This window comes from uncultured Shewanella sp., assembly GCF_947491715.1.
Taxonomy (GTDB): domain Bacteria; phylum Pseudomonadota; class Gammaproteobacteria; order Enterobacterales; family Shewanellaceae; genus Shewanella.
This window is the reverse complement of sequence record NZ_CANLKR010000005.1, coordinates 95,755-118,344: the sequence shown is the minus strand read 5'-3', so window position 1 is coordinate 118,344 and position 22,590 is coordinate 95,755. Positions and strand designations below refer to the sequence as shown.

The window sequence follows — 22,590 nt, the reverse complement described above, 5'->3', positions numbered from 1 at the left end:
CCAAGAATATATGGCTAAAGTAATCTATTTTTTCAATAGAGATGACAAATACTATCAGTTATCAAACTTTGCTGTTTTGGCTTCGTATTGGATAATAATAAGTGGCGTACAATGGAGCACTATTTTCAAGCCATGAAGTTTGAAGGGACTGATCACTTTGACAAAATTCTAAATTGTGGCCAATATTAGTTGACCACTAACAGAGAGCAAAACGTTAGCTTTCGTTTTTTATGTCAGCGGCTTTGGATAAATTATAACATCATAGAATTTAACCAATCAGGGCAACTGGATTGGACTCAAAAAGAAAAGACGTTAGTGATTTCGGCATCAAGATAACAAATATGGGTAACGCTACACAATGTAGTTTATATTGCTTTATTTAGGTTTTTAATAAGCATAAACATATTTTCAATTATTCAGAGAGTTGAATATAAGTATTGGTTGTTACACGCCTTGAGGCAAGATCATTTCCAAAAAAATATTCATCTATGATTTCAATGATATTATTATTAATATCATATTGATAGTATTTCTTAGAGGTAGAATCAATCACATTATCATTTTCTCTATCTGTTTCTTGTATTTCTGATATTAAATTGTCATTACTATCGTAATGATAGGTAATCGTGAATAAAGCGTCTGTAGTCCCATCGGTATTATAGTCACTTTCTTTAATGAATTGGGTGACATTGCCATTAGAATCATAATCGAGGTGTGTAGAAGTCATTATATCATTAACACCATCATTATCACGATCTATTTCTTCGGTGACTAAGACCAACAATTCCAGATGATTATAAAAATATGATGTTAATGTTTCTCTGTTAAAAATATCATCGCCATCAGTATCTTCTGCATAAAGATAGGTCAGTCTGTCATTATTTTCATTATACGTATAAGTATTTGATCTTGATGTACTTGTAGCTCCTAATCTTTCTCGATTGAATTCGATGGCTTCTAAAAGTATATTTCCATTAATATCATACTCATAATGGGTTGATACAAAAAAAGTGTGCTCTCCATCAATATCTTCAGATGAGCCTTGATATTTTGAGAGTAGCAAATTATCACTATTATATTCATAATTATTAATACTATGGAGATCATAATTTCCATCTGCATCAAAATCATTGGCTTCATAGTTTTGAATTAAATTAGCTGAATCATCGTAACGTAAACTTGTTTGAATGATGGCATCATCGACCCCATCACCGTTATAGTCTCTAGTATTTCTGATTACAGTTGTGGAGACTAAATATTCATAAGTTGTCATTATTGATTGATCAATCGTGTCGTCTATCTCTCTATCTGTTGTTAATATCTCTTTCAATACTTGTCCATTTTCATCATAATCATAAGTATTGATACTGATATTGTCATCAATACCGTCACCGTTATAATCAGCAATTTCAGTACTTGTTTCTAGTAAAAAAGGTAATGGTTCAATTACCTCAATATTTTTAGTTGTTTCAGTTAAAAAAGGTTCAGTGTTTGTTGATGTAACTGTAATGGTATAAATATCTAAAGCAACATCACTCATTAGGGTTGAAGAAGAACATGCTTCATGGCTATTAAGTGAGATTGTACAAGCAGTAAAATTGATATTTGGGATTGTTGTCGTGATATCAAAGTTCAGATCATTTTCTATTCCATCCCAGCTCGCAGGTGGCAGTATTTCGACTGTTAGCGTTCCGCCTTGGCGAATAATAGAGGTGGCGACTTGATTATTTTTTAATAAATTGACGGTAATAATAGGCGCCGATATGATGGTTATAAGCGACATTTCCGGTTGAATAACATTTTCTCCTTCAATGTAATAACTTAATTGATATTCGCAGCGCGTTATATTCTCAGGTAGCGTTGGTGCAATAATAGGATAAGCAATAGATGTTGAATTCACTGAAATAGACTGAGGCTCGATGGTGTCAATGGAGGGACATTTAGGTGTCATTATTGCTGACGTTACAGTAACAGTTCTGGAGTCGCTTTGGTTTGTGGAGGTTTGCTGTCTATCATCGTCATATCTCAGACTTAACAATATATTACTATTGGTTGTTTCAATCATTATCTCTGGCGCATTGATTTCAGCTTTAATCAGAGAAGATGATGTATCAATAGAAATAACATTAGCAGTGTCAGACGTTGTTGAATGGGTATCGGATGAGGTTGCTGAACTGGACTCGTTCGAACAGCCATAGAAAAATAATGTCGAGCATAATACCATTAGATTTAACTTCATAGTGTTTGAAATATCCATTTAAAATCACCTACTCACTCTAATATCTCTTTTAGACAACATTAACAGGGGCGGTGATAAAAGCATCAGTCTCAGGTATGAAAGAGGATTAGCCAATGAGCTAAAAAAAATAAAAGGCTAATACTTTAGTGTTATTTTTTAAAAGAGTATGAGCTTGGTGACTGATATTCGATATGGAGAGCGTGGATATTCCGCCTCCTCATGTTGGCCATGTTTTTCCTTTTGCGCAAGCCCACCAAGCAATTCAATGTCTTCGCAGTGGCGATACTTTAGGCAAAGTTGTATTAGTCTGTTAATTATGACCCTAGAAACTTCTCTTTATAAGCCTAAATTTAAGCGAAGACGTTTCAATAGGGATTGTCATTGACTGAGTGAAGTCAAAATAGAATAACTTCATTTCTTATAGATAAAATTTCTTGATTCAAGACGTTTGTGTATGAGCCTCAAAGCGGTTTAATATGAGTGTGAAAATTGCCCCTGTTATAAACATTAATAAAGAGTAACAGGTTGCCGCGATGGCCATTTGTGTGTTTTGTAATAAACTCAGGGCAATGACTATCGCTAAGGTGCCATTTTGAAACCCAACTTCAATGGCAATTGATTTTTGTTGAGCAAAATTGAGTTTAGCCGCCCTTGCAAGGCTTAAGCCTAAAAACATACAAATCACATTAAGCAAAAGGCTTGCTAATCCCATTTGAACAAAATAATTGGCCATATGGCTAATGTTTTTGACAACGAGTCCTGTCACTATTAACAGCAAGAAAACAATAGAGAATATTTTAACATAACCTTCTGCGGCCATGGCAAAGTGAGGCTTTAAGCGGTGGATAATCATGCCTAAACTAATAGGGATCACCGTAATCACGAGTAATTGAGTCATGGTCTTGAGTACAGGTAAATCGACCTTATTTCCGCTACCTAATAATAAATCCATGAACATGAGTAAAATGATAGGTAAAGTAAAAGGCGTAATGAGACTCACCACAGACGTGAGGGTGACCGATAAGGCAACATCCCCTTTCGCCAGATAGGTATAGAGGTTGGATGTGGTGCCACCAGGGCATAGTGCTAAAATGATCAAACCAACGGCCAGTGCACCTTCAATATGTAAACTTAGAATAATCAAATAAGCAATTAAAGGTAGCATCAACATTTGTGCCAATACACCTAAAATGACCGCTTTTGGCTTAGCAATAATTAACTGGAAGTCCATCAGCTTTAAAGATAACCCCATTCCTAACATGATAATAAATAACGCCGCAGGTAAGATGACCTGAATGAGAATATCCGCTTCCATAGCTCTCTCTTTTTATTGTAATTATTGATTTTATTCAGCTTATACTAAAGGACTGTGATCTGTCTATGTTGAGTTAATAGAGGGTCATATCAGGGTGAGGGAAATGCGCTTTTATATTTATCCTTCGAATTATCAAGCTAGATAGAAATCTATCTTATTCAGGGTATACAGGGATCATTGGCAGTGAGTAGCGCGGTAAAGACACTAATGTAACAAAGGCTTAGTGTGAGTTGCAGGGGAGTCATTGGAGATGAAAGCGTATTGCAAATACAAGGTATATGCAACAAAACTGTTTTCATCTTGGGTTAAATCCACATGTTCAAATGTGCTTCAAACCCAAGTATCACGGATATAATATGGGTTAATTCATCGAATTTTTTTGTGTCTGTATGTTTAATTTTCTCCATAGGCTTTAAAGACTTGCCCTGTTTCTATGCCTAATGTTGAGCGGAGATAGAATTGGGCCAGTGTGCTTGCATCAATCGATTGAAATCCTGGAAAGTAATCGGCATAAATACTGAGTGATTCTGTGACGACAGAGGGGCTGACCGCATTGATTCGAATACCTCGAGGCAGCTCGTTGGACACAGCTTTGACAAAGTGATGGATAGCGCCATTGAGTGTGGCGGCGCTGACACCATATTTGATAGGGTGATCGGCAATGATCCCTGTGGTCAATGTGATACTACCGCCATCATTTAGAAAATGCATACCCATTTGAGTCAAATTAATTTGCCCCATTAGGCGGCTTTGAATGCCTTTATTCCACTCTTTTTGAGATAAGTTTTCAAAGGAGTCAAATGCCACGTCTCCTGTGGCATTGATAATGGCGTCAAGTTGGCCAATCGCAGTAAGCGTTGTGTGAATAGACTCAGGATCGGTGATGTCAATCTGTCTCGCTCCTGTGTGTTTCCCTGCGGTGATGACGTCATGTTGATTTGATAATGCGGCTGTGATTTGACTGCCTATGGTGCCGGATGCGCCTATAATAAGCATTTTCATGTGTTCGACTCTATTAGTGGTATTGTTGATATAAATGATGATAATTTCTTTTTAAAGTCGAAAAAACAACATAAAATAAGAAGACTGTTTACTAAATGGTGTTAATTGAGTGGATTTACGTTATTTACAGACTTTTATAATGGTGGCCGATACGCTCAGTTTTACTCAAGCTGCCGATAAGTTGGATGTGTCTAAAGGCTTAGTGTCTCGCCATATTCAGAAATTGGAACAGCAATTAAATGTTAAGTTGTTTCATCGAACCACGCGTTCAATGCATTTTACTGAAACGGGTGAAGCCTTATACCTAAAGGCGAGGCAAATTCAATTACTGGCCATTGAAGCTGAAATGCGGCTGAAGGACATGACGCAAGAAGTTAGTGGTGATTTACATGTGACAGCGCCATTGGAACTTGGAAAAGCACTTTGCCGACATGTTATTCCTCAGTTTTGTCGTGACTATCCTGATATTAATGTGATGCTAGATTGTGGCCATGAAAAAAAGCACATTGAACTTGGTGATTATGATGTGGCCTTAAGGGCTGACGATACATTGCCGCAAGATGTGGTTGCCAAACCCTTGGGCATGATCCGTAATGTCATGGTATGCAGTGAGCAATACTTAAACGAGAACTTAAATAAGAACTTAAATAAGAACTTAAAAAATAACTTAAACAAGAATAGAATGCCAGAGCTCGGTGATATTCATCAATGTGCCTTTATTCTTAACAGCCGAGAAAGGCTGTGTGAGGAATTTGAATTGCATTGTGGTGAACAAAAGATATCCCTTGCTGTATCAGGTCAGCTGCACAGCAATACTTACAGTGCGATTTGTGAGTTGGCTTTACAAGGTTTAGGGTTAGCCTGTTTACCTTTTTATCAAGTTGAAGAGCAAATTCATCGTGGTGAGCTTATTCATGTGCTACCCCAGTGGTCGATAAAGTCTCAGGCATTAAACTTGCTCTATGCCCAGCGGCGTGGAATGCCGCAAAAGCTATTGCGGTTCAATATGGCCGTTAAACAGTGGCTTCAATCCAATGAGTCATATTTGATTTAGTGGATGCTTTAAGGTACACCGAACACTTTAATAGATAAAATATGATAATAGTTTTGAGTTAAAGTCGTGTTGTTTTTGCATGATTAAACCTTATAAGGTCAACTTTCTGAGTGTAACAAATGTCTTCAAAAAGTGTATCGATGAAAAAATCATACTCTTTTGTTCTTGATTTAGCGATGGGATCATTGCTTTCATTATTGGTATGTGCTGGATGGCACATTAAAATACCGCTATCACTCAGTTGTGATAAACAGTCTTTAAAAAAAAGGGCGTAATTTAATTGTGGAGAAAAATCATAAATACCAGAAAAAGTAGTATTGTGTGGGATATTATTTTTAACTAAAAGCCGTCGAAAGGATATTGCGCCAAGGAGGGTGAGTATAATGGCTTTCAGCTTTTGTGGTTGATTAAAGCTGGCAAGAAGGCCATTACTTGAAACGCGAATATAACTTTGATACTGGTATAAGTTGAGTTCTTGATAAATTTCTATGATGGCTTGACGAATAATAGGGAACTGTTGAATGTGTTGATGGCCGTCAATAAAAGCTGGCATGCAGCCTATTCCTTTGATAAAAGCATTTATTTGAGCAATTAATTCAGCTTTAACCTCAGTTTTTTTAATTTTCCCTTGATAAGCTTTCTGGAGTAATTGAGGTAATGTAAAAAATTGATCATGGCCCAAAGAACTTTTATTTTCGCCAAGAGGCGAACCTTCGGTTAAATTAAAATGAAGGCCTATATCTATGTTTGATAATAAGGGTTTTAAGTCTCGACTGTGTTTAAGCCAGAGTGGCATGTTTGTCATGCAACTCGTGGCTGTAATTTTCTTTTTTTCAGCTAGTTCAATAATCGCACCTGAAATTGGAAGATTCAGTGCAAAATCATCGGCACAAATAATAATATACTTATTCACGTTTTTGGTTGGCATCAATGTTTAGATCATCATGGCAAATTTCACGCTGAATATAATATAGCGGTCTAGATTTTGTTTCTGTCATAATTCTGCCAATATATTCTGACAATAAGGATAAAAATAAAAATAAAATAGAAAACATTGTCGCTGTGAAACATAAAATGGAGGCGACACCATCAATTAAATTATTAACAATAAAATGTTGTAAGAAAATAAATCCCGCATAACTTGCTGATAAAAAACTAATGATAATAGAGAGTATTGATATTATCCATAGAGGACGAGTAGAAAAAGATAAAATGGCATCGAGGGCAGTTTTGATTAATTGAAAATAATTATACTTTGATTTCCCCGCAAACCGTGGAGGGACGTGATAGGGAACTGAAGCTGTATTAAAACCGACAAATGCATATAACATGATCAATTTTCGATTATTTTCTTTTAAAAGAATTAAGGCATCGACGACACGCCGGTGCAATATTCTAAAATCGGCTGCATCGGCAGATAATTCAAATCCCGTCATTTTTTTTGCGAGCCAATAAAAAAAATATGAAGACGTTTTTTTTAGCCAACTTTCTCCTTTCCTGTGAGTGCGTGCAGCATAAACGACATCAAAACCCTCGTTTAATTTTTTAAATAATTTAGGGATAAGTTGTGGTGGGTTTTGTAGGTCTGAGTCCATTAATACGACAAAATCTCCTTTAGCGGCGACCAAGCCTGCTGTTAACGCATTTTCGTGGCCAAAATTGCGCGACAAAATAATGAGTCTGATTTCAGCATAAACTGACATTGAGTGTTGAACAATATTAACGCTCTTATCTGTTGAACCATCATCAACAATAATCAATTCAAATGCATCATAATTTTTTTTAAGTACTGTGATTGTTTGGGTGATATATTCGTTGATGGCTGAAGCTTCATTATACATTGGTGCTACAACAGAGATTAACATAAGATATAGTCGCTTCGATCATCTGAAATATATTCTAGTTTAATCATATGTTTGTTAAAATGTAAACATAATACATGACTTTATTTGCCTTTATATTTTAAATTTCATCATTTATGTTTAGTCCTTTTTTATTGGATTTTAGTTTTATTTAAGTGTTATTAATTTTTAAGGGTTATTCTAGTTATTATATCATAGATTTATTTTTAATATGATTTCCATCTTTATTTTCCTAATTCTTTTTTCTATTAATCTGTTGTTTTTATCTGTCGATTGGTTGTTTTTAATCAGTGATTTTTAGCCGTGAATGCTTAATAAGATTCTGTTTACTTGCTTATTTTATTTTTTACTTATGATTTTTTGTATCATAAGTAGACAATAGTAGTGCTAAAAACATGACTTGAATGATTAAAAAAACACCTGTAAGTTAATTTTGTTTTGGGGAGTTTTGTTGTGCCAGAAGAGAGGTGAAATGCTTATGTAAAACTTAAAAAGGACATTGAATATGCCAGTACAGTTAAGTTATCCAGGCGTCTACGTGGAAGAGATCCCAAGTGGTAGCCACACCATCACAGGCGTTCCCACTGCGATTACCGCGTTTATTGGAAGAGCCCCAAAAGGTCCCGTCGATGATGCCATTACCGTAACCAGTATGGGGAATTTTGAGCAGATGTTTGGAGAGTTAACATTTGACTTTCCGCTGACTTATGCGGTGAAAGATTTCTTTCAAAATGGTGGCAGCGAAGCCATTATTATCAGGCGATTTATCATTCCTCAAAAAGCCCAACCCGCATCAAAATCAGGTTCCTCAAGCAGTAAATCAACCCCTGCTGCAACGCCCGCCAAGGCCCCGGCTAAAAAAGGAGCTAACGCATGACAATGTCAGATTATAGTTCAGCCACCGCTTCAGTTTCTGCTAGTGGTTTTACCTTTAGCGCTGCCAACCCTGGCGTCTGGGGCAATAATATTTCCGTGTCTTTGGATCAAAATGGTATTACGGATCAAGTGGCATCGATTTATCAGCAAGCCGATGGTGTCGCTAAGAATGATTTGTTTAACTTAACGGTATTGGATAATGGCAAACCCGTCGAAACCTTTAAATGTGTCACGGTCAAGGGCGGGAATAATAGTGCGATTCGAGTCGATCAAACCTTAGCTCACGACTCTAATTACATTCGTGTCACGGGTAACTTACCTAAGTCTTCTCCCAGTTTTCCTAAAACGACGCCAAGTGTCATTAATACCAATACCATGACGGGAGGCACAGATAGCCCTTTATTGAGTGACAGTGATGATTATTTAGGAGAAGAGGATATTCGCACGGGACTGTATGCACTTAGTACGGTGGATATCTTCAACATGCTGTGTATTCCACCGGATCCCGGTACTGATGATGGGGGAACGGCCGATACACTGATGGCGATTAATAGTGCCGCGGCAGTTTTTTGTGAGAAGAAACGCGCCTTATTTATTGCTGAGCCTTTAGATGCATGGACAAGCAAAGCGAAAACCGGACAGTGGCCGGATATTCAGCCGACCGATCTGGGGATTAATGGGGATACGGGCCGATATGCGTGCAGTTATTTTCCTAAAGTGAAGTTGCCGGATCCGAATATGCAAGATCGTGAACGCGTGTTTTCCAGCTGTGGGGTTATCGCGGGTGTGATGGCAACCAATGATCTGAATCGCGGCGTTTGGAAAGCACCAGCAGGCCAAAATGCGGGCATGGTTGGCGTTACAGGGCTCGAAGTGAAAGTGAACAATGATGACAATGGTTTTTTAAACCCATTGGGAATTAACTGTTTACGGGATTTCCCAGTGATTGGGCCAGTGGTTTGGGGGGATAGGACATTACGGGGCGCTGATTTATTGTCTGATGATTATAAATATATCAGTGTTAGAAGGTTGACCAATTACATTGAAGTGTCACTGCAACGTGGCACACAGTGGGCTGTGTTTGAAGATAATGATGAGTCTTTGTGGTCTCAGCTGAGGTTGAGCATAGGGGCCTTCATGAAAGAGTTGGCTGTGCAAGGGGCATTTTATAACTATAAAGTGATTTGTGATGCGTCAACGACAACACCTGATGATATTGCAAAAGGTATTGTCAATGTCGAAATCTTGTTTGCACCGGTCAAACCCGCTGAATTTGTTGTACTTAAATTCCAACAAACGGTCGCTACGATCTAACGGAGAATTAACTTATGGCAAATACAGAATTTCCAACCAATACATACAGAGTCGATCCTTATAAAAACTTTAAATTTAGAGTGAAATGGGATGGTAAATATGTGGCAGGCGTCAGCAAAGTTACGGGACTTAAACGCACAACGGATGTGGTGAAGCACCGCTCTGGTGGCGATCCTTTAACGACTCATTTATCACCGGGACAAACATCCTATGAGGCCATCACCTTAGAGCGTGGAGTGACCCATGATGAAGTGTTTGAACAATGGGCGAATAAAGTGTGGGATTACACCAATTCAACGAAAGGGCCTGATAAATCGAACCAAATAGTGTCACTGAAAGATTTTCGCAAAGACATCATTATCGAGCTTTACAATGAAGCGGGTCAAAAAGTCATTGCGTATAATATTTATCGGTGTTGGGTGTCTGATTTTACGGCTATGCCTGATCTCGATGCGAATGGTAATGCCATTGCGATTCAAAGTATTAAATTGGAAAATGAAGGCTGGGAAAGGGATTACAGTGTGAAAGCGCCTGCAGAGCCCAGTTTTACATTGCCTAGTTCATAAGCAATATGCTGACATCCAATGACATTGTCACATTGTGGGAAGCTGCGCTCAGTAAAAATTATTGGCATAAAGCCATTTTATTACTGGCGGCGGCGCATCCCACTATTGCAATGAATGAATTTTCACTTTTGTCGATTGGGCAAAGAAATACCAAGCTATTTCGTTTTCGTGATAGCTTGTTTGGCTCAGATATTGAAGCACATTCTCAGTGTCCTAAGTGTGCTGAGAAAGTGGAATTTCAGTTGGACTCACAGGTGATCTGCGATCCCAATGTGCCAGTTTGGGATGGAGGAGAAAGGAGCATTGATATTGATAATCATCAAATTATCTGTCGGCCTCCCACTTGTTACGATTTAGAAATGATCGCACCTTATCTTGAGGTTGAAGATGAAGAAGGTGCGGCTTATGCATTAATGAAAGCCTGTGTTTTTCAATGGCTGGTGGATGGCGTGTATACGCCCATTGATGCCATGCCTATCAGCCTTGTAGAACAAGTATCACAGCATATAAAAACCTTAGATCCTCACAGTGAGATTGTCTGCAGGCTGGCTTGTCCAGAATGTGAACATAGTTGGGGAGAGCCTTTTGATATTGCCAATTTCCTATGGCATGAAATTGACAATAAAGCCCAGATCATATTGAGTGAAGTGCAATTGCTAGCCAGAGCATTTGGCTGGTGGGAAGGGGATATTCTTTCATTGTCAGATGTGAGAAGAAAATACTACATTGAGCAACTACATGAATAGTTTCTGGCAAGGACTAGTCACGTCATTACGAGGGGATAATCAGGTTAATCCGCCTTACATTTCGCCGTTTCTGCATCAACTGATGGTAGAGGCTTTATCAATGGATGAAAGCACACTGATGTTAAGTTGGCATGATTTGGGGCTATCAAGGCCTAATGTTTCCCGTGCTATAGGCAAAAGTGGCAGAGCATTTGAGCCCCAAACGACGCATTTGGGACAAGGGCATTTTTCTCATCAAGAACAGACAGAATCATTAGGCGCACTTAGCGCTGATGACGCTAAATTTAATGTTCCTAGACTTGATACTTCTAGACTTGATGCCCCTAGATTTGAAGAGCAACCACCTATTTCTGAAGGAAAAAACGTAAAAACGCTATCAAGTGATGGGCAACAAACAAGGATGCATCAGCAAGCTGACTCTTCCTTGATTCATTTTTCTACTGAAGCAAGCAATGAGAAAACAGGCGCGCATTCTGAAAAGCTCACTCAAATAAGGGCCGATTTTAAACGAAGTGCGCTTGCTGATAAGCAAAAAGTGGACGGCGATTTTCAAGGGCGGGGTGAATATGTGCATAAGAAAGCGCACTTTCAATTACCTCCAAATTTGCAATCCTCTCCAACGCGTCGCTTAAATGAAGAGGCTTTTGCTTGGGGAAGGCAAACTCAGAAGACGCAAGTTCAAGCTGACTCTGTTTATTCTGCTCAAGCTGCGAGCGATATTCATCATGGCCTAGACAGTAAAATCGATAGTGACTTTTATGCTGGCCTTGATAGCGGCTTTGATAGCGGCTTGGATAGGAAAGTACAAGCGGACTTGGATAAGCTGTCTACTCTCAAAAAGTTAGAATCAAAGATTATCACGCGGCTTAATCAAAGGCCGCGAACATCGAATATGCCTTTGACGTCATGGTCAAGAAAAGCGTCGTATCCAGAAGAAGATCAAGGCTCCCGTGTTTCGAAAGGCTCTGATGGAAAACAGGGGCGTAAGGTATTCGGCTCTTTACAAGAGAGACTGGCTCAAAATGTGGCTTGTGGGAACAAACAGACACTTGAGGCTGGATCTTCGCGAATGCATGAGGCATTGACGTCATACTCAGACAATAAGGCATTTCAGCTGTTCTATCGGGGACTCAGCGATGGCTTAATTCAAACAATGTGTCATCAGGGAACAGAGGTTCAGCGACGCCAGATTGATGAACGTGAAGTGAAGTCGGTATTAAATGGGCTAGCGCAGCAAGTACAAACTGGGTTGATGAAGCGCTTGGCTTTAGATGCGAGATGGGCAGCTTCGCCTCAACAAAACAGAGAACACCTTTTTTTAGGCAATAGCTTAGGCAATGACTTAGGTAATAGCTTAGACAATCAAGGACGGGCTGACATAAAAGCTGACGCTCACAAAATCCCCGATGAGACAGTGACCGCTTATTTGGTGTCATCTTTAAGGGAGCACTTAGCAACTTTGAGGATTGAACCTCGCCATCCACAAGATGAACACGGTAAAAGCTTAGATCAATATTTAACTAAAGCCGTTTTTCAACAAGCAAACTTAAGCCAATTGACTGAAGGGATCCGGCGGCATTTATTGATGGATAATCAAGGGGCAATGTTTGGCTCTGGTGATGACCACTCATTTCAACATTATTTTCAGCATTATTTTCAGCATAGGGGTGAGGCTCCTGCACGACCGAGTGCATTTGAGCCCGATTTTTTCAGTCAACGTTTTATTACAGCAAGGGAAGAATACGGCGCTCGACTATCGACTTTATTCGATAACATGAGGATGAAGAAAAGCAAAGTGGCAATGGCATTGTCAAAGGCGAGGGCATTATCGTTATTGTCTGACTTGGCGCAAGGGCTTGCACAAGGGCTAAATCGATCTTCAACTGGAAGGCTTAATCACCTTTCACCATGGGGACATTGGCTAAGCAGTCTAAGTGGTGTAGTAAGTGGTGTAGGAAGTCGAAGACAATCATCAATTTTTCCAGAATGTACCGCTCCCATGCTGTTAGATTTTGATGCAGTCAAGAGACGTGTTGAATCAAGTTTCGATAAGTCTATTCACAACCATGATAACAATATGGTGAATGATATTGAGTCCTATCTTTCTCCTTTAGCCTTTATCGAAAACAGCGCAAATTGGCCTTCAAAGCAAGCGTTAGGTTTAAAGACAGGGCTAAATTCAGTGACATCAGGCTTGTTATTAAATGCCATACAAACCGCTTTATCCCCATTAGGCAAAAGTGGGTCTTTACCGCCACAATATTCACCGCTTCAGCCCAGTGTGATTTCCTCACTGTTACTCGATTTACCCAGTTGGATGCAAAATGGCAAGGCGCTAGGTGATGAGTTTAAACATCTAGAGCGGCGGCTATTTGCACTTAACAAAGGGCTAGCGAGTCAAAATGAAATCGAGGATGAAGCCGTGCGTGAGTTGCTTATTCGCCGTTTGCATCAATTCTCGAAGCCTGACTCGAGTGTGTTACCCCATTGGCATAATATTCATGATGTCAATGGGGGTTTGAAGCACTTTGGGCTTGAAGGAGGAGAGTCGATGGTGCCTATTTTGGAGGAGCAAAACGGTGGCAATACAAGTGAGGATAATGCCAGTGTCACAAGTGCATCACTTGAGGACTCATTTTCGAGCAGTGATACGAGTCCCTTATTGATAGCGAACGCAGATAGTCCATTATCGACTCTGGTAAATACCGTTAATGGTTATCGGCATCAAAGTCATATTCATTCAGAATATCAGAATCTTATTAAAAATCATGCCAGGGTTCCCTTAACCGATAGTGGCTCTCGTGAAAGGGCTGATTTAAGGCTCAATGAGCCGACATATGACACTGAGAGTCGATTAACAGAAGATGAGAAGCTTATTCAGGCTCATGCTGATCATAATGTTAGTCAGGTACATGCAGGCGATGGAAAGCCTGTGACTCTAGCTAACACGGGGACTTCTTTAACTCGCATCGGCCAAGCTAGCACTTCTCAAGCTAGTACTTCTCAAGCTAGTATTTCTCAAAAGAGCCTCGGTCAATTTCAGCATGCTTTATCTCAGCCTTTGCAGTCACACAGCGCGCCATTGCAATCTCAATCATTACCACAGGGTGAGCCACATGATCTCCCGTTAAGCAATACTCGCTTAAACAGCGTTCAGCCACATGAACGCCCGTTAAGCAATATTGATGTAAACAGTGTTAAGTCAAAGAATGACGCACTTATTCAACACTCAAGTCACCTAAACATGCCCCTTAATAATGAAGTGAGTGGTGTGAGTCCTGCAGCATTAGCAACACAGGTGTTGCCACTGGGGAAGGATAAAAGTTCAGACGCGGCTCAGCCATCGCCTGTGAGGTTAAATGTGGGGCGGATCATTTACAATCGTCCTGGGTTTTCAGTCCTAAAAAGTGCGGTGAAAAAAAGGCCTAGGCCCACCATGACGTTGTCTGATTACAATCAGCGATTGAGGGGAAATGATGAGTAATGACCTTTCGATAGCGGTGACCACAGCGGTATTTTCTCAAAAGATATTAAATGCATTAAACAAAGTGCCATTTTTATCGGCGGCGCCACAGGTTATTCATCGTCGCCCTGAGAAACAATCAGCGATTGAGGGGAAATGATGAGTAATTACCTTTCGATAGCGGTGACCACAGCGGTATTTTCGCAAAAGATATTAAATGCATTGAATAAAGTGCCATTTTTATCGGCTGCGCCACAGGTTATTCATCGTCGTCCTGAAAAAGATGATGGGCAGATGATAGGGGTGAACTTGTATTTATACGATATCGAGTTTAATCACACCTTGCGTAACAATGATCTGGCCACTCGCAGAGCAGATGGATCCTTGATTAAGCAGCCACAAGTGCCACTTAATCTTAAATATCATTTGAGTTTTTATGGTCAAGATTTAACGTTAGAGCCGCAAAAAATGATGGGGGCGACCATTGTCGAATTACATGCTCAGCCTTTTATTACACCGAATGAGATTATGCAGTATCAATTGAGCCTAGGGGCCGACAGCATATTAATGTCTTCGAATTTACACACTCAGCAAGCTAGGATCAAAATTGAACCTATTATGCTCTCATTGGAAGATGTGACGAAAATGTGGGCGTCCTTCTTTCAATTACCTCATCAGCATTCTCTCAATTATGAAGTATCGGTGATTTTAATGGAAAGTGATTTTGCGGTAGAAAAGCCTTTGCCTGTGCATGGTGTGAGTGATTTTGCTGTCGCTAAATTAATGCCTGTGATTGAATCCTTGTCAGTGGATTATTGGCGTTATGATCCTAATGCTTCTTTTACATTAAGTTTGAACACTCAAGGCGCAGACTCTTCATCTCAGGTGCAATTTGAGGAGGCGGGGGTGATGGTCTCCCCTGTTTCTTATGTCGGTAATGTCTTGGGTATCGTTCTACCTGAGCAAGTCAAAGCGGGGTTAAATCACTTAAGGTTATCTCGAACGGACAGACTCGGTAAAACTCCAAAAATAATTTATTCCGATCCTTATCCTTTTGTGGTGCAACCTGATTTGACTCAGGTTGAATACCGTGCAAGCACAGAAGTGTTCAATGAGGTCTTGCCATTATTAATTGTGGATATTTTACCTTTTCCGCACCATGAACAGTCAGTTATCGTCTGGCTCAATAATGAGGATGTGAATGGACAATCTTATCAGTTGGAAGATGCGCTGACATTAGTGTTAACACTGAATATTGAAGCATTAAGTCAGGGAAATATCACAGAACTTAGCCAGCAATTCTCCAATTTAGGCATAGCACTCTCTCAATCGGCCAGAATAAGCCAAATCACGCTCAACCAGCAGTGGTTATTACAAGATGGTGCTCAGTATTACACTTTACATAAGCAGAATAGTCATCAGGTGTTGCTCTGTTATGGCTTTGACCAACTGCCGTCAATGCACGCTCTGGCGTTTAAAGCGGCAGGATTAAATCGAGGGCATTACCTCGTTCGTGTACAAGTCGACAAATTAAAGTATGGACAGAGTGAGCTTGAACGAGATCAAGGCGGTGTCGATGAAGGACGCTATAGCTCACCAAGTGTGGTGATTGAATGAATACTACTACTTCTTTTGTAGAACATACCATTGATCATTCGGCAGCGCCTATCATAGAGCATTTCACAGAGGCGAGTGATAGTGCGCCAAGTGTGGTGATTGAATGAATAATACTACTTCTTTTGTAGAACGTACCATTGATAACTCGGCAGCGCCTATCATTGGTCATTCCACAGAGGCGAGTGATAGTGCGCCAAGTGTGGTGATTGAATGAATAATACTACTTCTTTTGTAGAACATACCATTGATCACTCGGCAGCGCCTATCATAGGTCATTCCACAGAGGCGAGTGATAGTGCGCCAAGTGTGGTGGTTGAATGAATAATGCCGCTTCTTTTGCTGAGCATATGACGGGGAGCCTTAAAGGCGACAGAGAATACCTACAGGCACAGAGCCTTGAGGACAATCAGCACTTTCTATTAACTTTTGTCGAGTATGTGAAATACCGTCTAGCTCAAGCTTATAGTAGCGATGGCTCTGAGCAAGATAATGAAGCACCTTCCCCCTCTCTTAGTGAGCTGTTTAAGCGGGATATTGTCACATTGTTGCCGATTGATCACTTGTCTCATTTATATCCATTAACGGCATTTGAGCAACAGTTATTGCTTTTGTGTATAGCTCCAGAACTCGATAGTGAGCTGCTCTATCCCAATGGAATTAAAGAGCCCATTGTGGTTAATTTTAGTTTGGCGTTGGCCATTTTACCTCAGCCCGAATGGCAAGCCATTATGGCCAGTGGAACATTACGTCGTCATGGTTTAGTACAGCTAGAAGACCATCAATCTGTGACCCAGTCAAGGCTGATTGTTCCAGAGAGAATTTTGCACTTTCTTATGGGACTACAGGATGAAGATCAAGCACTAAGGACTTATGTGCAAGCGCTTCCTTATCAATCTGTGCTCTTGGATGACAGTAATGACGCTGTGGTAAAAAATATGCTGCAGATCTGGCAACATCAGCCGCAAAAATCGTCGTGTTTAATGACGTTAACGGGAGAGCTTGATGAATTGAAACGCGATGTGGCTGTGTTCTTTGCTAATCAATTATCAAGACGCTTGTTATTGCTTCAAGCGTGCTTTATTCCTAAAACGGCCAATGAATTGGGTGAGTTTGCAATCAAGTGGCAAAGGGAGATTGTACTGAGTCATGATTTACTCTTGGTGGATTGCCATGATCCTATCGATAATAGCGAGGAGCGCGCGCAGCAAATTGATCATTTTTTCAATTTATTGAAGTGTCCAGTGCTGTGTATGAGTGGCAGTCGGCGCCAACATTATTTGCGCGGTCAATATACATTTGAGGTGTATAAACCCAGCTCAAAACAGCAATTACTCTGCTGGCAAGAATTGCTAAGCAGTCCTCAATTACACAGTGATATACGAGCGGTTTCCTCTCACTTTGATCTGAGTTGTCATCAAATTCGCTCAATAGTCGATGTATATCAAAGGTTGGAGGAGCCCGTTTCTTTATGGGAAACATGTCGCCAACATACTCATCAACACCTTGATAGTTTGGCTGAACGAATAGTGCCGACAACTGAGGTTAATATTGTACTACCACCGCTGCAGGCTGACAGTATTGAAAGTCTGATTGCCCATGTGAAGTATAAGTCTCAAGTGTATGAGAAGTGGGGCTTTGATGCGAATGGCGGGCGAGGAAAAGGCTTGATAGCTCTGTTTTATGGTGCCAGTGGAACGGGGAAAACCACAGCAGCAGAGTATGTTGCCAGTCATTTACAGTTGGATCTTTATCGAGTCGATTTAAGCCATTTGGTGAGTAAATACATTGGCGATACGGAAAAAAACCTCAGTCAAATGTTTTTAGCCGCCGAGCGTTCTGGCGCTATTTTATTGTTTGATGAAGCGGATGCCTTGTTCAGTAAGCGCACGCAAGTGTCTACGAGCAACGATAAATTTGCAAATGCCCAAGTCAGTTATTTATTACAACGTTTAGAGACTTACCGAGGGATCGCCATATTAACCAGTAACCTCAAAGATTCATTTGATGCCGCTTTTATTCGACGCTTGAGGTTTGTCATTGGCTTTCCGTTTCCCACAGCCTATGAACGTGAACAGTTATGGCGAACACTCATACCGCAGAATGCGCCTGTTGGACAGCTGGATTTTAAGCAATTATCGAAACTCAGTGTGTCGGGTGGCATGATCAGAAACATTACTCTAACGGCCTGTTTTAATGCTGCTGCGGCTCAGACCCCTCTTGAAATGACGCATTTTTTATCGGCGGTGAAATGTGAATATGCTAAGCAAGATAAACCGCTTTGTATACAGGAGATCCAAGGATGGGCGTAAGGTATTTCAATCAATCGAGGATCAGTCCAACAATTCGCTCCAGAGCCGATTGGTGGCCTAAAGCTAAAGCATCATCTTCATCAGCGAGTGCTAAGCAAGTGACACAGTATCGTTTATCGATGGTGAAATGTGAATATGCCAAGCAAGATAAACCCTTTTGTATGAAGGGCATACAGGGTATACAGGAGATCCAAGGATGGGCGTAAGGTATTTTAATCGTGTAACGGCGGTGAAATATGCTAAGCAAGATAAACCTTTTTGTATAAAGGGTATACAGGAGATCCAAGGATGAATGTAAGGTATTTCAATCAATCGAGGATCCGTCCAACAATTCGCCCCAGAGTCGATTGGCGGCCTAAAGCTAAAGCATCGTCATTATCTTCATCAGCGAGTGCTAAGCAAGTGACACATTATCATATTGAGCAAATCGATCTTCCTTCAGATATTGGCCTTTATGGTCAGCGACAAATCATGCAATTGATGCAAATGATATTGGCCAAGGAGCCCATCGGCGTACTGGATCCTAGTATGCGGGAGTATTTTAATATTGCTCACGATCTTGTGTCGCAACTACTTGCAAAACAAACTGAAAGGGAGATCCATGGCAATAACAAGTAATGGAACCAGTTTATTTAAAGGTGCGTTAGTCGCTTCCTCTGTAATGGGGAGTACTAAGGTGATCCCCTTTCAATATAACCCTGCCAGTATGCAAAGAAGCTTAACGCCAAATGTGTCAGGTGGAGAGGAACAGGATAGAACTTTAGCCATTATGTATAAAGGGCCACCGACACAAACCATTAATGTGTCCATTGAGTTTGATGCTTCAACAGGCCTGAATAAGGATGCATCCACTGAAGTACAGCACGGTGTTTATGCGCAATTAGCTGCATTGGAGTTGCTGTTAACCCCCAGTACGAGCGATTTGTTATCGACTCAAGCTATGTTGGCGACGGGGGTCATGGAAATTGCTCCTCTGGCCACGCCGAATCTTTTTTTTGTATGGGGACAAGCCAGAGTGTTACCCGTGAAAGTCACTCAGTTCTCGGTGACAGAAGAGCTATTTGATGCGCATTTAAACCCTATTCGAGCCACGATTGCGCTCACAATGAGAGTACTGAATTGTAATGATGTCTCAGCGATGAATCAGGCTTACCAACAATATATTGTTTATCAACAAAAAATGGAACAAATTGCCCCGCTGGCACAAGGGGCAATTGGGGTAACAGGGGCCATTATTCCCTAGGGCCTATTGCACTTTGGTGATGCAGATTTAGTGATGCAGATTTGGTGATGATGTGTGCATTTAGCCATCAAAGAAGAGTCGGTCCTAGTGCTGAGTCCAAAACCTGATAAGAATAAGGAGCCAATATGTTTAAAAAAGACAGCCGCTATTATTTTATTGCAGACAGGCAAGAAACCTTACCCGATGGTAGCGATATCATTTATAAGGCGAGGCGTTTTATTAAAGGTGCCGATACTGTACCGTCTGTGATGACCATTATTTCTGAAGGGAAACGTATCGACCAAGTGAGTTATTCGGCGTTGGGCAATGCGAAGTTGTCATGGAAATTTGCCGATGCCAATAATGTCTTTAGCCCGATAGAATTGGAGAAAAAAGGTCAAATCATCCGCGTGCCAACCAATGGCAGTAATCGTTGATGAACGCAGGGATACAGCTGAGTTTATTGATAGGGCCTATGGTTGCGCTGCCAGCACCTTTGCTGATCACCGAGGCGATTCAATCGGTTTCTGTGTCGCTGATGGATAGGGGGAAATCCACATTTCAACTGTCTCTTAATGCAGACCGAGAGGGCGTGATGACGCCGGATTATCCCTTGTTGATGACAGATCTGCTGAAAACCAATAATCGAGTGATTATTTCTGTGATGATCAATGCCATTCCTACGGTGTTAATTGATGGTTTTATTACCAACGTGGAGTTTAATTATACTAACGGCTCTGGTTCAGGCACCTTGTCCATTACCGGAGAAGATCTGTTAAGTCGAATGGATTTGAAAGAAGAGTTTTTTGAATTTCCTTCGATGACAGTGGATGAAATTGTGTTGTCACGAGTGGAAAAATACGCTGAATATGGTGTGCTCCCTGAGCTGGAACCTGTGGTTATTCCCGTTTGGGAGCCCGAAGAGCGCACTCGTATTCAAAATGGGACTGATTTAAGTGTGATTGAATACTATGCGAATTTGGCCGGTTTTGTGTATCGAGTACGCCCTACTGTGCCGATGGAAAATACCTTTTATTTTGGACTTCCCACGAGTTTTCATACTGAAGGTGCGCCGCTAAATGTCAATATGGGGCCGTCGACTAATGTGGATGATATTAACTTAACCTATGATGCGACGCTGCCACAAACGGTAAGCGGTATGTTAGAAGAAGATGGGACTGAAGATGAACCCGTTCCGGTTGAGATACTTGAGGCTATCAGGCCTGTCCCTATGGCGGTTGAAGATCCCATTTTGACCAATGATCCTTATGTAAGAAATGTATTGTATACGGACCCTACTAACGGTGCGATAGCGGGTGAAGAATTGGCCCAACAAAGTGTGAATCGCTCTACTGACAAAGTGCTATCCGGGCAAATTACAGTGGATACCATCAGATATGGCTTTGTGATTGACCCCCCTTGTGTGGTGTGTATCAGAGGAGCAGGCTTTAGCTTCGATGGCAATTATTATGTCTCTGGCGTGCAGCACAGTATTAGCGAAGGAAAGTATAAGCAGCAGCTAACAGTACAAAGGGAAGGCTTGGGTAGCACTGTGGTGACAGCGATGGAGAACCTAGTATGAATAATACCAATGTTGGCAATATTCGAGGCACGTTCTTTGGTCAGCTTTTTTGCAAGTGCTGCGGAAATGTGGTGGACAATGTCGATCTGTCAGCCAATGTATCAGCGATGGACAATGTCTTATGAATAGTACCAATGTGGGCAATATTCGAGGCAAGTTCTTTGGTCAGCTTTTTTGCAAGTGCTGCGGTAACGTGATGGACAATGTCTTATGAATAGTACCAATGTGGGTAATATTCGAGGTAAGTTCTTTGGTCAGCTTTTTTGCAAGTGCTGCGGTAACGTGGTGGAAAATGTCTTATGAATAGTACCAATGTGGGTAATGTTCGAGGCAAGTTTTTTGGCAAGTATCGCGGTAACGTGGTGGACAATGTCGATCCTATGGTGATGGGACGTTTATTGATTAATGTGCCATCGGTGCCTGCCAATGCATCTAATTGGGCAATGCCTTGTATTCCTTATGCAGGGCCTCAAGTGGGGTTTTATGCCATGCCACCTATTGGCGCGAATGTGTGGGTTGAGTTTGAAGGTGGTGATCCTAATTACCCGATTTGGGTGGGCTGTTTTTGGGGAGAGGGTGAAGTTCCTTTAGAGTCTCCGCCAGAAACGAAAGTGTTTAAAACGGAATTTAACACTTTTATTTTAAATGACTTACCTGAAGTTGGGGGGATGACATTAATGTCTGAGCCTGATTGTGTGGATGATATCTGTACCATGAAGTTTGATGCCGAAGGCATTCAGATCACCATACCTGAGTCCAGCATTGATATGACCACTACCACTATCTCGGCCACAACAGGCGACATTACCTTGACTGCTGAAGAAGGCATAGAAGCATCGGCAGGTGCTGACATTAGTGCGGAAGCGGGCGCAGCCATGGAGCTGAATGCTGGCGCAGATATTTCTGTTGAAGCGGGCGGGGCAATGGAATTGTCAGCGGGGGCGGATATTTCAGCTGAAGCGGGAGCAGCAATAGAGATAACAGCTGGTGCCGATGTTGCTGTCACCGCAGGTGGGGCTGTTGAAGTGACCGGAGGAGGAGATGTTGCTATTACTGGTGGCGGTGCCTGCGAAGTGACAGGAGGCGCAGATGTCGCTGTAACGGCGGGTGCCGCCTGTGAAGTCACCGCAGGATTAGATTGCGCAATAACGGCTGGGCTGGCTTGTGAAGTGACGGCAGGAGCAGATTGTGCGGTCACCGCGGTGGGGGCCACTGAAATTACCTCGGTTGGCATCGCCATTACTGGGGCAGTGGAAGTCACAGGTGATTTACTCATTGATGGCCAGCAGCCCTTGGTCATTTAGGATTTAAGGCGTTAGTCATTTAAGTGCTTAAGTCAACGTTTTTAAAGGCTGGGTTTTTACTTTAAGCAGCGAAAACCCATGCAATATCAGGTAATCGACATATCGATTTAGGTTAGAAA

At 41.2% G+C, this 22,590-nt stretch carries 21 protein-coding genes; 16 read left to right on the top strand and 5 right to left on the bottom strand.

Annotated features, from left to right (window positions below; translation table 11 throughout):
* Positions 1–412: 412 nt before the first annotated feature.
* Positions 413–2,257: a hypothetical protein gene (locus Q0779_RS06610; RefSeq protein ID WP_298770776.1), complete on the bottom strand. Its 1,845-nt coding sequence runs from the start codon at positions 2,255–2,257 to the stop codon at positions 413–415.
* Positions 2,258–2,439: 182 nt separating this feature from the next.
* Here Q0779_RS06610 and Q0779_RS06605 point away from each other — a divergent pair, with 182 nt between their 5' ends.
* Positions 2,440–2,553, top strand: coding sequence for a zinc-binding dehydrogenase (locus Q0779_RS06605; protein WP_298770774.1), 114 nt, complete (start codon positions 2,440–2,442; stop codon positions 2,551–2,553).
* A gap of 125 nt (positions 2,554–2,678) precedes the next feature.
* On the opposite strand, the gene Q0779_RS06600 is transcribed toward Q0779_RS06605, so the two are convergent.
* The gene (locus tag Q0779_RS06600) at positions 2,679–3,554 is read right to left on the bottom strand and encodes a bile acid:sodium symporter family protein (protein WP_298770773.1); all 876 of its coding nucleotides are present in this window, start codon (positions 3,552–3,554) and stop codon (positions 2,679–2,681) included.
* A 393-nt stretch (positions 3,555–3,947) separates the two neighbouring features.
* A complete protein-coding gene (locus Q0779_RS06595; RefSeq protein ID WP_298770772.1) occupies positions 3,948–4,556 on the bottom strand; it encodes a short chain dehydrogenase in 609 nt (202 codons plus the stop codon).
* 109 nt (positions 4,557–4,665) lie between these two features.
* On the opposite strand from Q0779_RS06595, the gene Q0779_RS06590 reads away from it, so the two are divergent.
* Positions 4,666–5,610, top strand: coding sequence for a LysR family transcriptional regulator (locus Q0779_RS06590; protein WP_298770771.1), 945 nt, complete (start codon positions 4,666–4,668; stop codon positions 5,608–5,610).
* Positions 5,611–5,668: 58 nt separating this feature from the next.
* Here Q0779_RS06590 and Q0779_RS06585 read toward each other — a convergent pair whose 3' ends face one another.
* Positions 5,669–6,538: a ChbG/HpnK family deacetylase gene (locus Q0779_RS06585; protein WP_298770770.1), complete on the bottom strand. Its 870-nt coding sequence runs from the start codon at positions 6,536–6,538 to the stop codon at positions 5,669–5,671.
* Positions 6,516–7,475 (bottom strand): glycosyltransferase family 2 protein, encoded by a 960-nt coding sequence (locus Q0779_RS06580; RefSeq protein ID WP_298770768.1) that lies wholly within the window; start codon positions 7,473–7,475, stop codon positions 6,516–6,518. The genes Q0779_RS06585 and Q0779_RS06580 overlap by 23 nt, the downstream gene beginning before the upstream one ends.
* A gap of 502 nt (positions 7,476–7,977) precedes the next feature.
* Here Q0779_RS06580 and Q0779_RS06575 point away from each other — a divergent pair.
* The 14 genes from Q0779_RS06575 to Q0779_RS06510 all read left to right on the top strand — a co-directional run bounded on the left by Q0779_RS06575 (position 7,978) and on the right by Q0779_RS06510 (position 22,471).
* Positions 7,978–8,349, top strand: coding sequence for a DUF2586 family protein (locus Q0779_RS06575; protein WP_298770767.1), 372 nt, complete (start codon positions 7,978–7,980; stop codon positions 8,347–8,349).
* On the top strand, positions 8,346–9,662 hold the full coding sequence (locus Q0779_RS06570; protein ID WP_298770765.1) for a phage tail sheath C-terminal domain-containing protein: 1,317 nt from the start codon (positions 8,346–8,348) through the stop codon (positions 9,660–9,662). Before Q0779_RS06575 ends, Q0779_RS06570 begins: the two co-directional genes overlap by 4 nt.
* A gap of 14 nt (positions 9,663–9,676) precedes the next feature.
* Positions 9,677–10,228 carry a phage tail protein gene (locus Q0779_RS06565; RefSeq protein ID WP_298770763.1) on the top strand — a complete coding sequence of 184 codons (552 nt, stop codon included), beginning with the start codon at positions 9,677–9,679 and terminating at the stop codon, positions 10,226–10,228.
* 5 nt (positions 10,229–10,233) lie between these two features.
* Positions 10,234–10,974 carry a hypothetical protein gene (locus Q0779_RS06560; protein ID WP_298770761.1) on the top strand — a complete coding sequence of 247 codons (741 nt, stop codon included), beginning with the start codon at positions 10,234–10,236 and terminating at the stop codon, positions 10,972–10,974.
* Complete coding sequence (locus Q0779_RS06555; protein WP_298770759.1) at positions 10,967–14,458, top strand: hypothetical protein; 3,492 nt, start codon at positions 10,967–10,969, stop codon at positions 14,456–14,458. Before Q0779_RS06560 ends, Q0779_RS06555 begins: the two co-directional genes overlap by 8 nt.
* Positions 14,451–14,597: a hypothetical protein gene (locus Q0779_RS06550; protein ID WP_298770758.1), complete on the top strand. Its 147-nt coding sequence runs from the start codon at positions 14,451–14,453 to the stop codon at positions 14,595–14,597. The genes Q0779_RS06555 and Q0779_RS06550 overlap by 8 nt, the downstream gene beginning before the upstream one ends.
* The gene (locus tag Q0779_RS06545; protein WP_298770756.1) at positions 14,597–16,054 is read left to right on the top strand and encodes a DUF4255 domain-containing protein; all 1,458 of its coding nucleotides are present in this window, start codon (positions 14,597–14,599) and stop codon (positions 16,052–16,054) included. Before Q0779_RS06550 ends, Q0779_RS06545 begins: the two co-directional genes overlap by 1 nt.
* A 317-nt stretch (positions 16,055–16,371) precedes the next feature.
* Entirely contained in the window at positions 16,372–18,363 is a 1,992-nt protein-coding gene (locus tag Q0779_RS06540) for an ATP-binding protein (RefSeq protein ID WP_298770754.1), read from the top strand.
* Positions 18,354–18,569: a hypothetical protein gene (locus Q0779_RS06535; protein ID WP_298770752.1), complete on the top strand. Its 216-nt coding sequence runs from the start codon at positions 18,354–18,356 to the stop codon at positions 18,567–18,569. Before Q0779_RS06540 ends, Q0779_RS06535 begins: the two co-directional genes overlap by 10 nt.
* A gap of 82 nt (positions 18,570–18,651) precedes the next feature.
* Positions 18,652–18,981: a hypothetical protein gene (locus Q0779_RS06530; protein ID WP_298770750.1), complete on the top strand. Its 330-nt coding sequence runs from the start codon at positions 18,652–18,654 to the stop codon at positions 18,979–18,981.
* Entirely contained in the window at positions 18,965–19,606 is a 642-nt protein-coding gene (locus tag Q0779_RS06525) for a hypothetical protein (protein WP_298770748.1), read from the top strand. The genes Q0779_RS06530 and Q0779_RS06525 overlap by 17 nt, the downstream gene beginning before the upstream one ends.
* Positions 19,607–19,731: 125 nt before the next feature.
* Positions 19,732–20,022, top strand: coding sequence for a hypothetical protein (locus Q0779_RS06520; RefSeq protein WP_298770746.1), 291 nt, complete (start codon positions 19,732–19,734; stop codon positions 20,020–20,022).
* On the top strand, positions 20,022–21,167 hold the full coding sequence (locus Q0779_RS06515) for a hypothetical protein (protein WP_298770744.1): 1,146 nt from the start codon (positions 20,022–20,024) through the stop codon (positions 21,165–21,167). The genes Q0779_RS06520 and Q0779_RS06515 overlap by 1 nt, the downstream gene beginning before the upstream one ends.
* 299 nt (positions 21,168–21,466) lie before the next feature.
* A complete protein-coding gene (locus Q0779_RS06510) occupies positions 21,467–22,471 on the top strand; it encodes a phage baseplate assembly protein V (RefSeq protein ID WP_298770742.1) in 1,005 nt (334 codons plus the stop codon).
* The last annotated feature ends 119 nt before the right edge of the window (positions 22,472–22,590 follow it).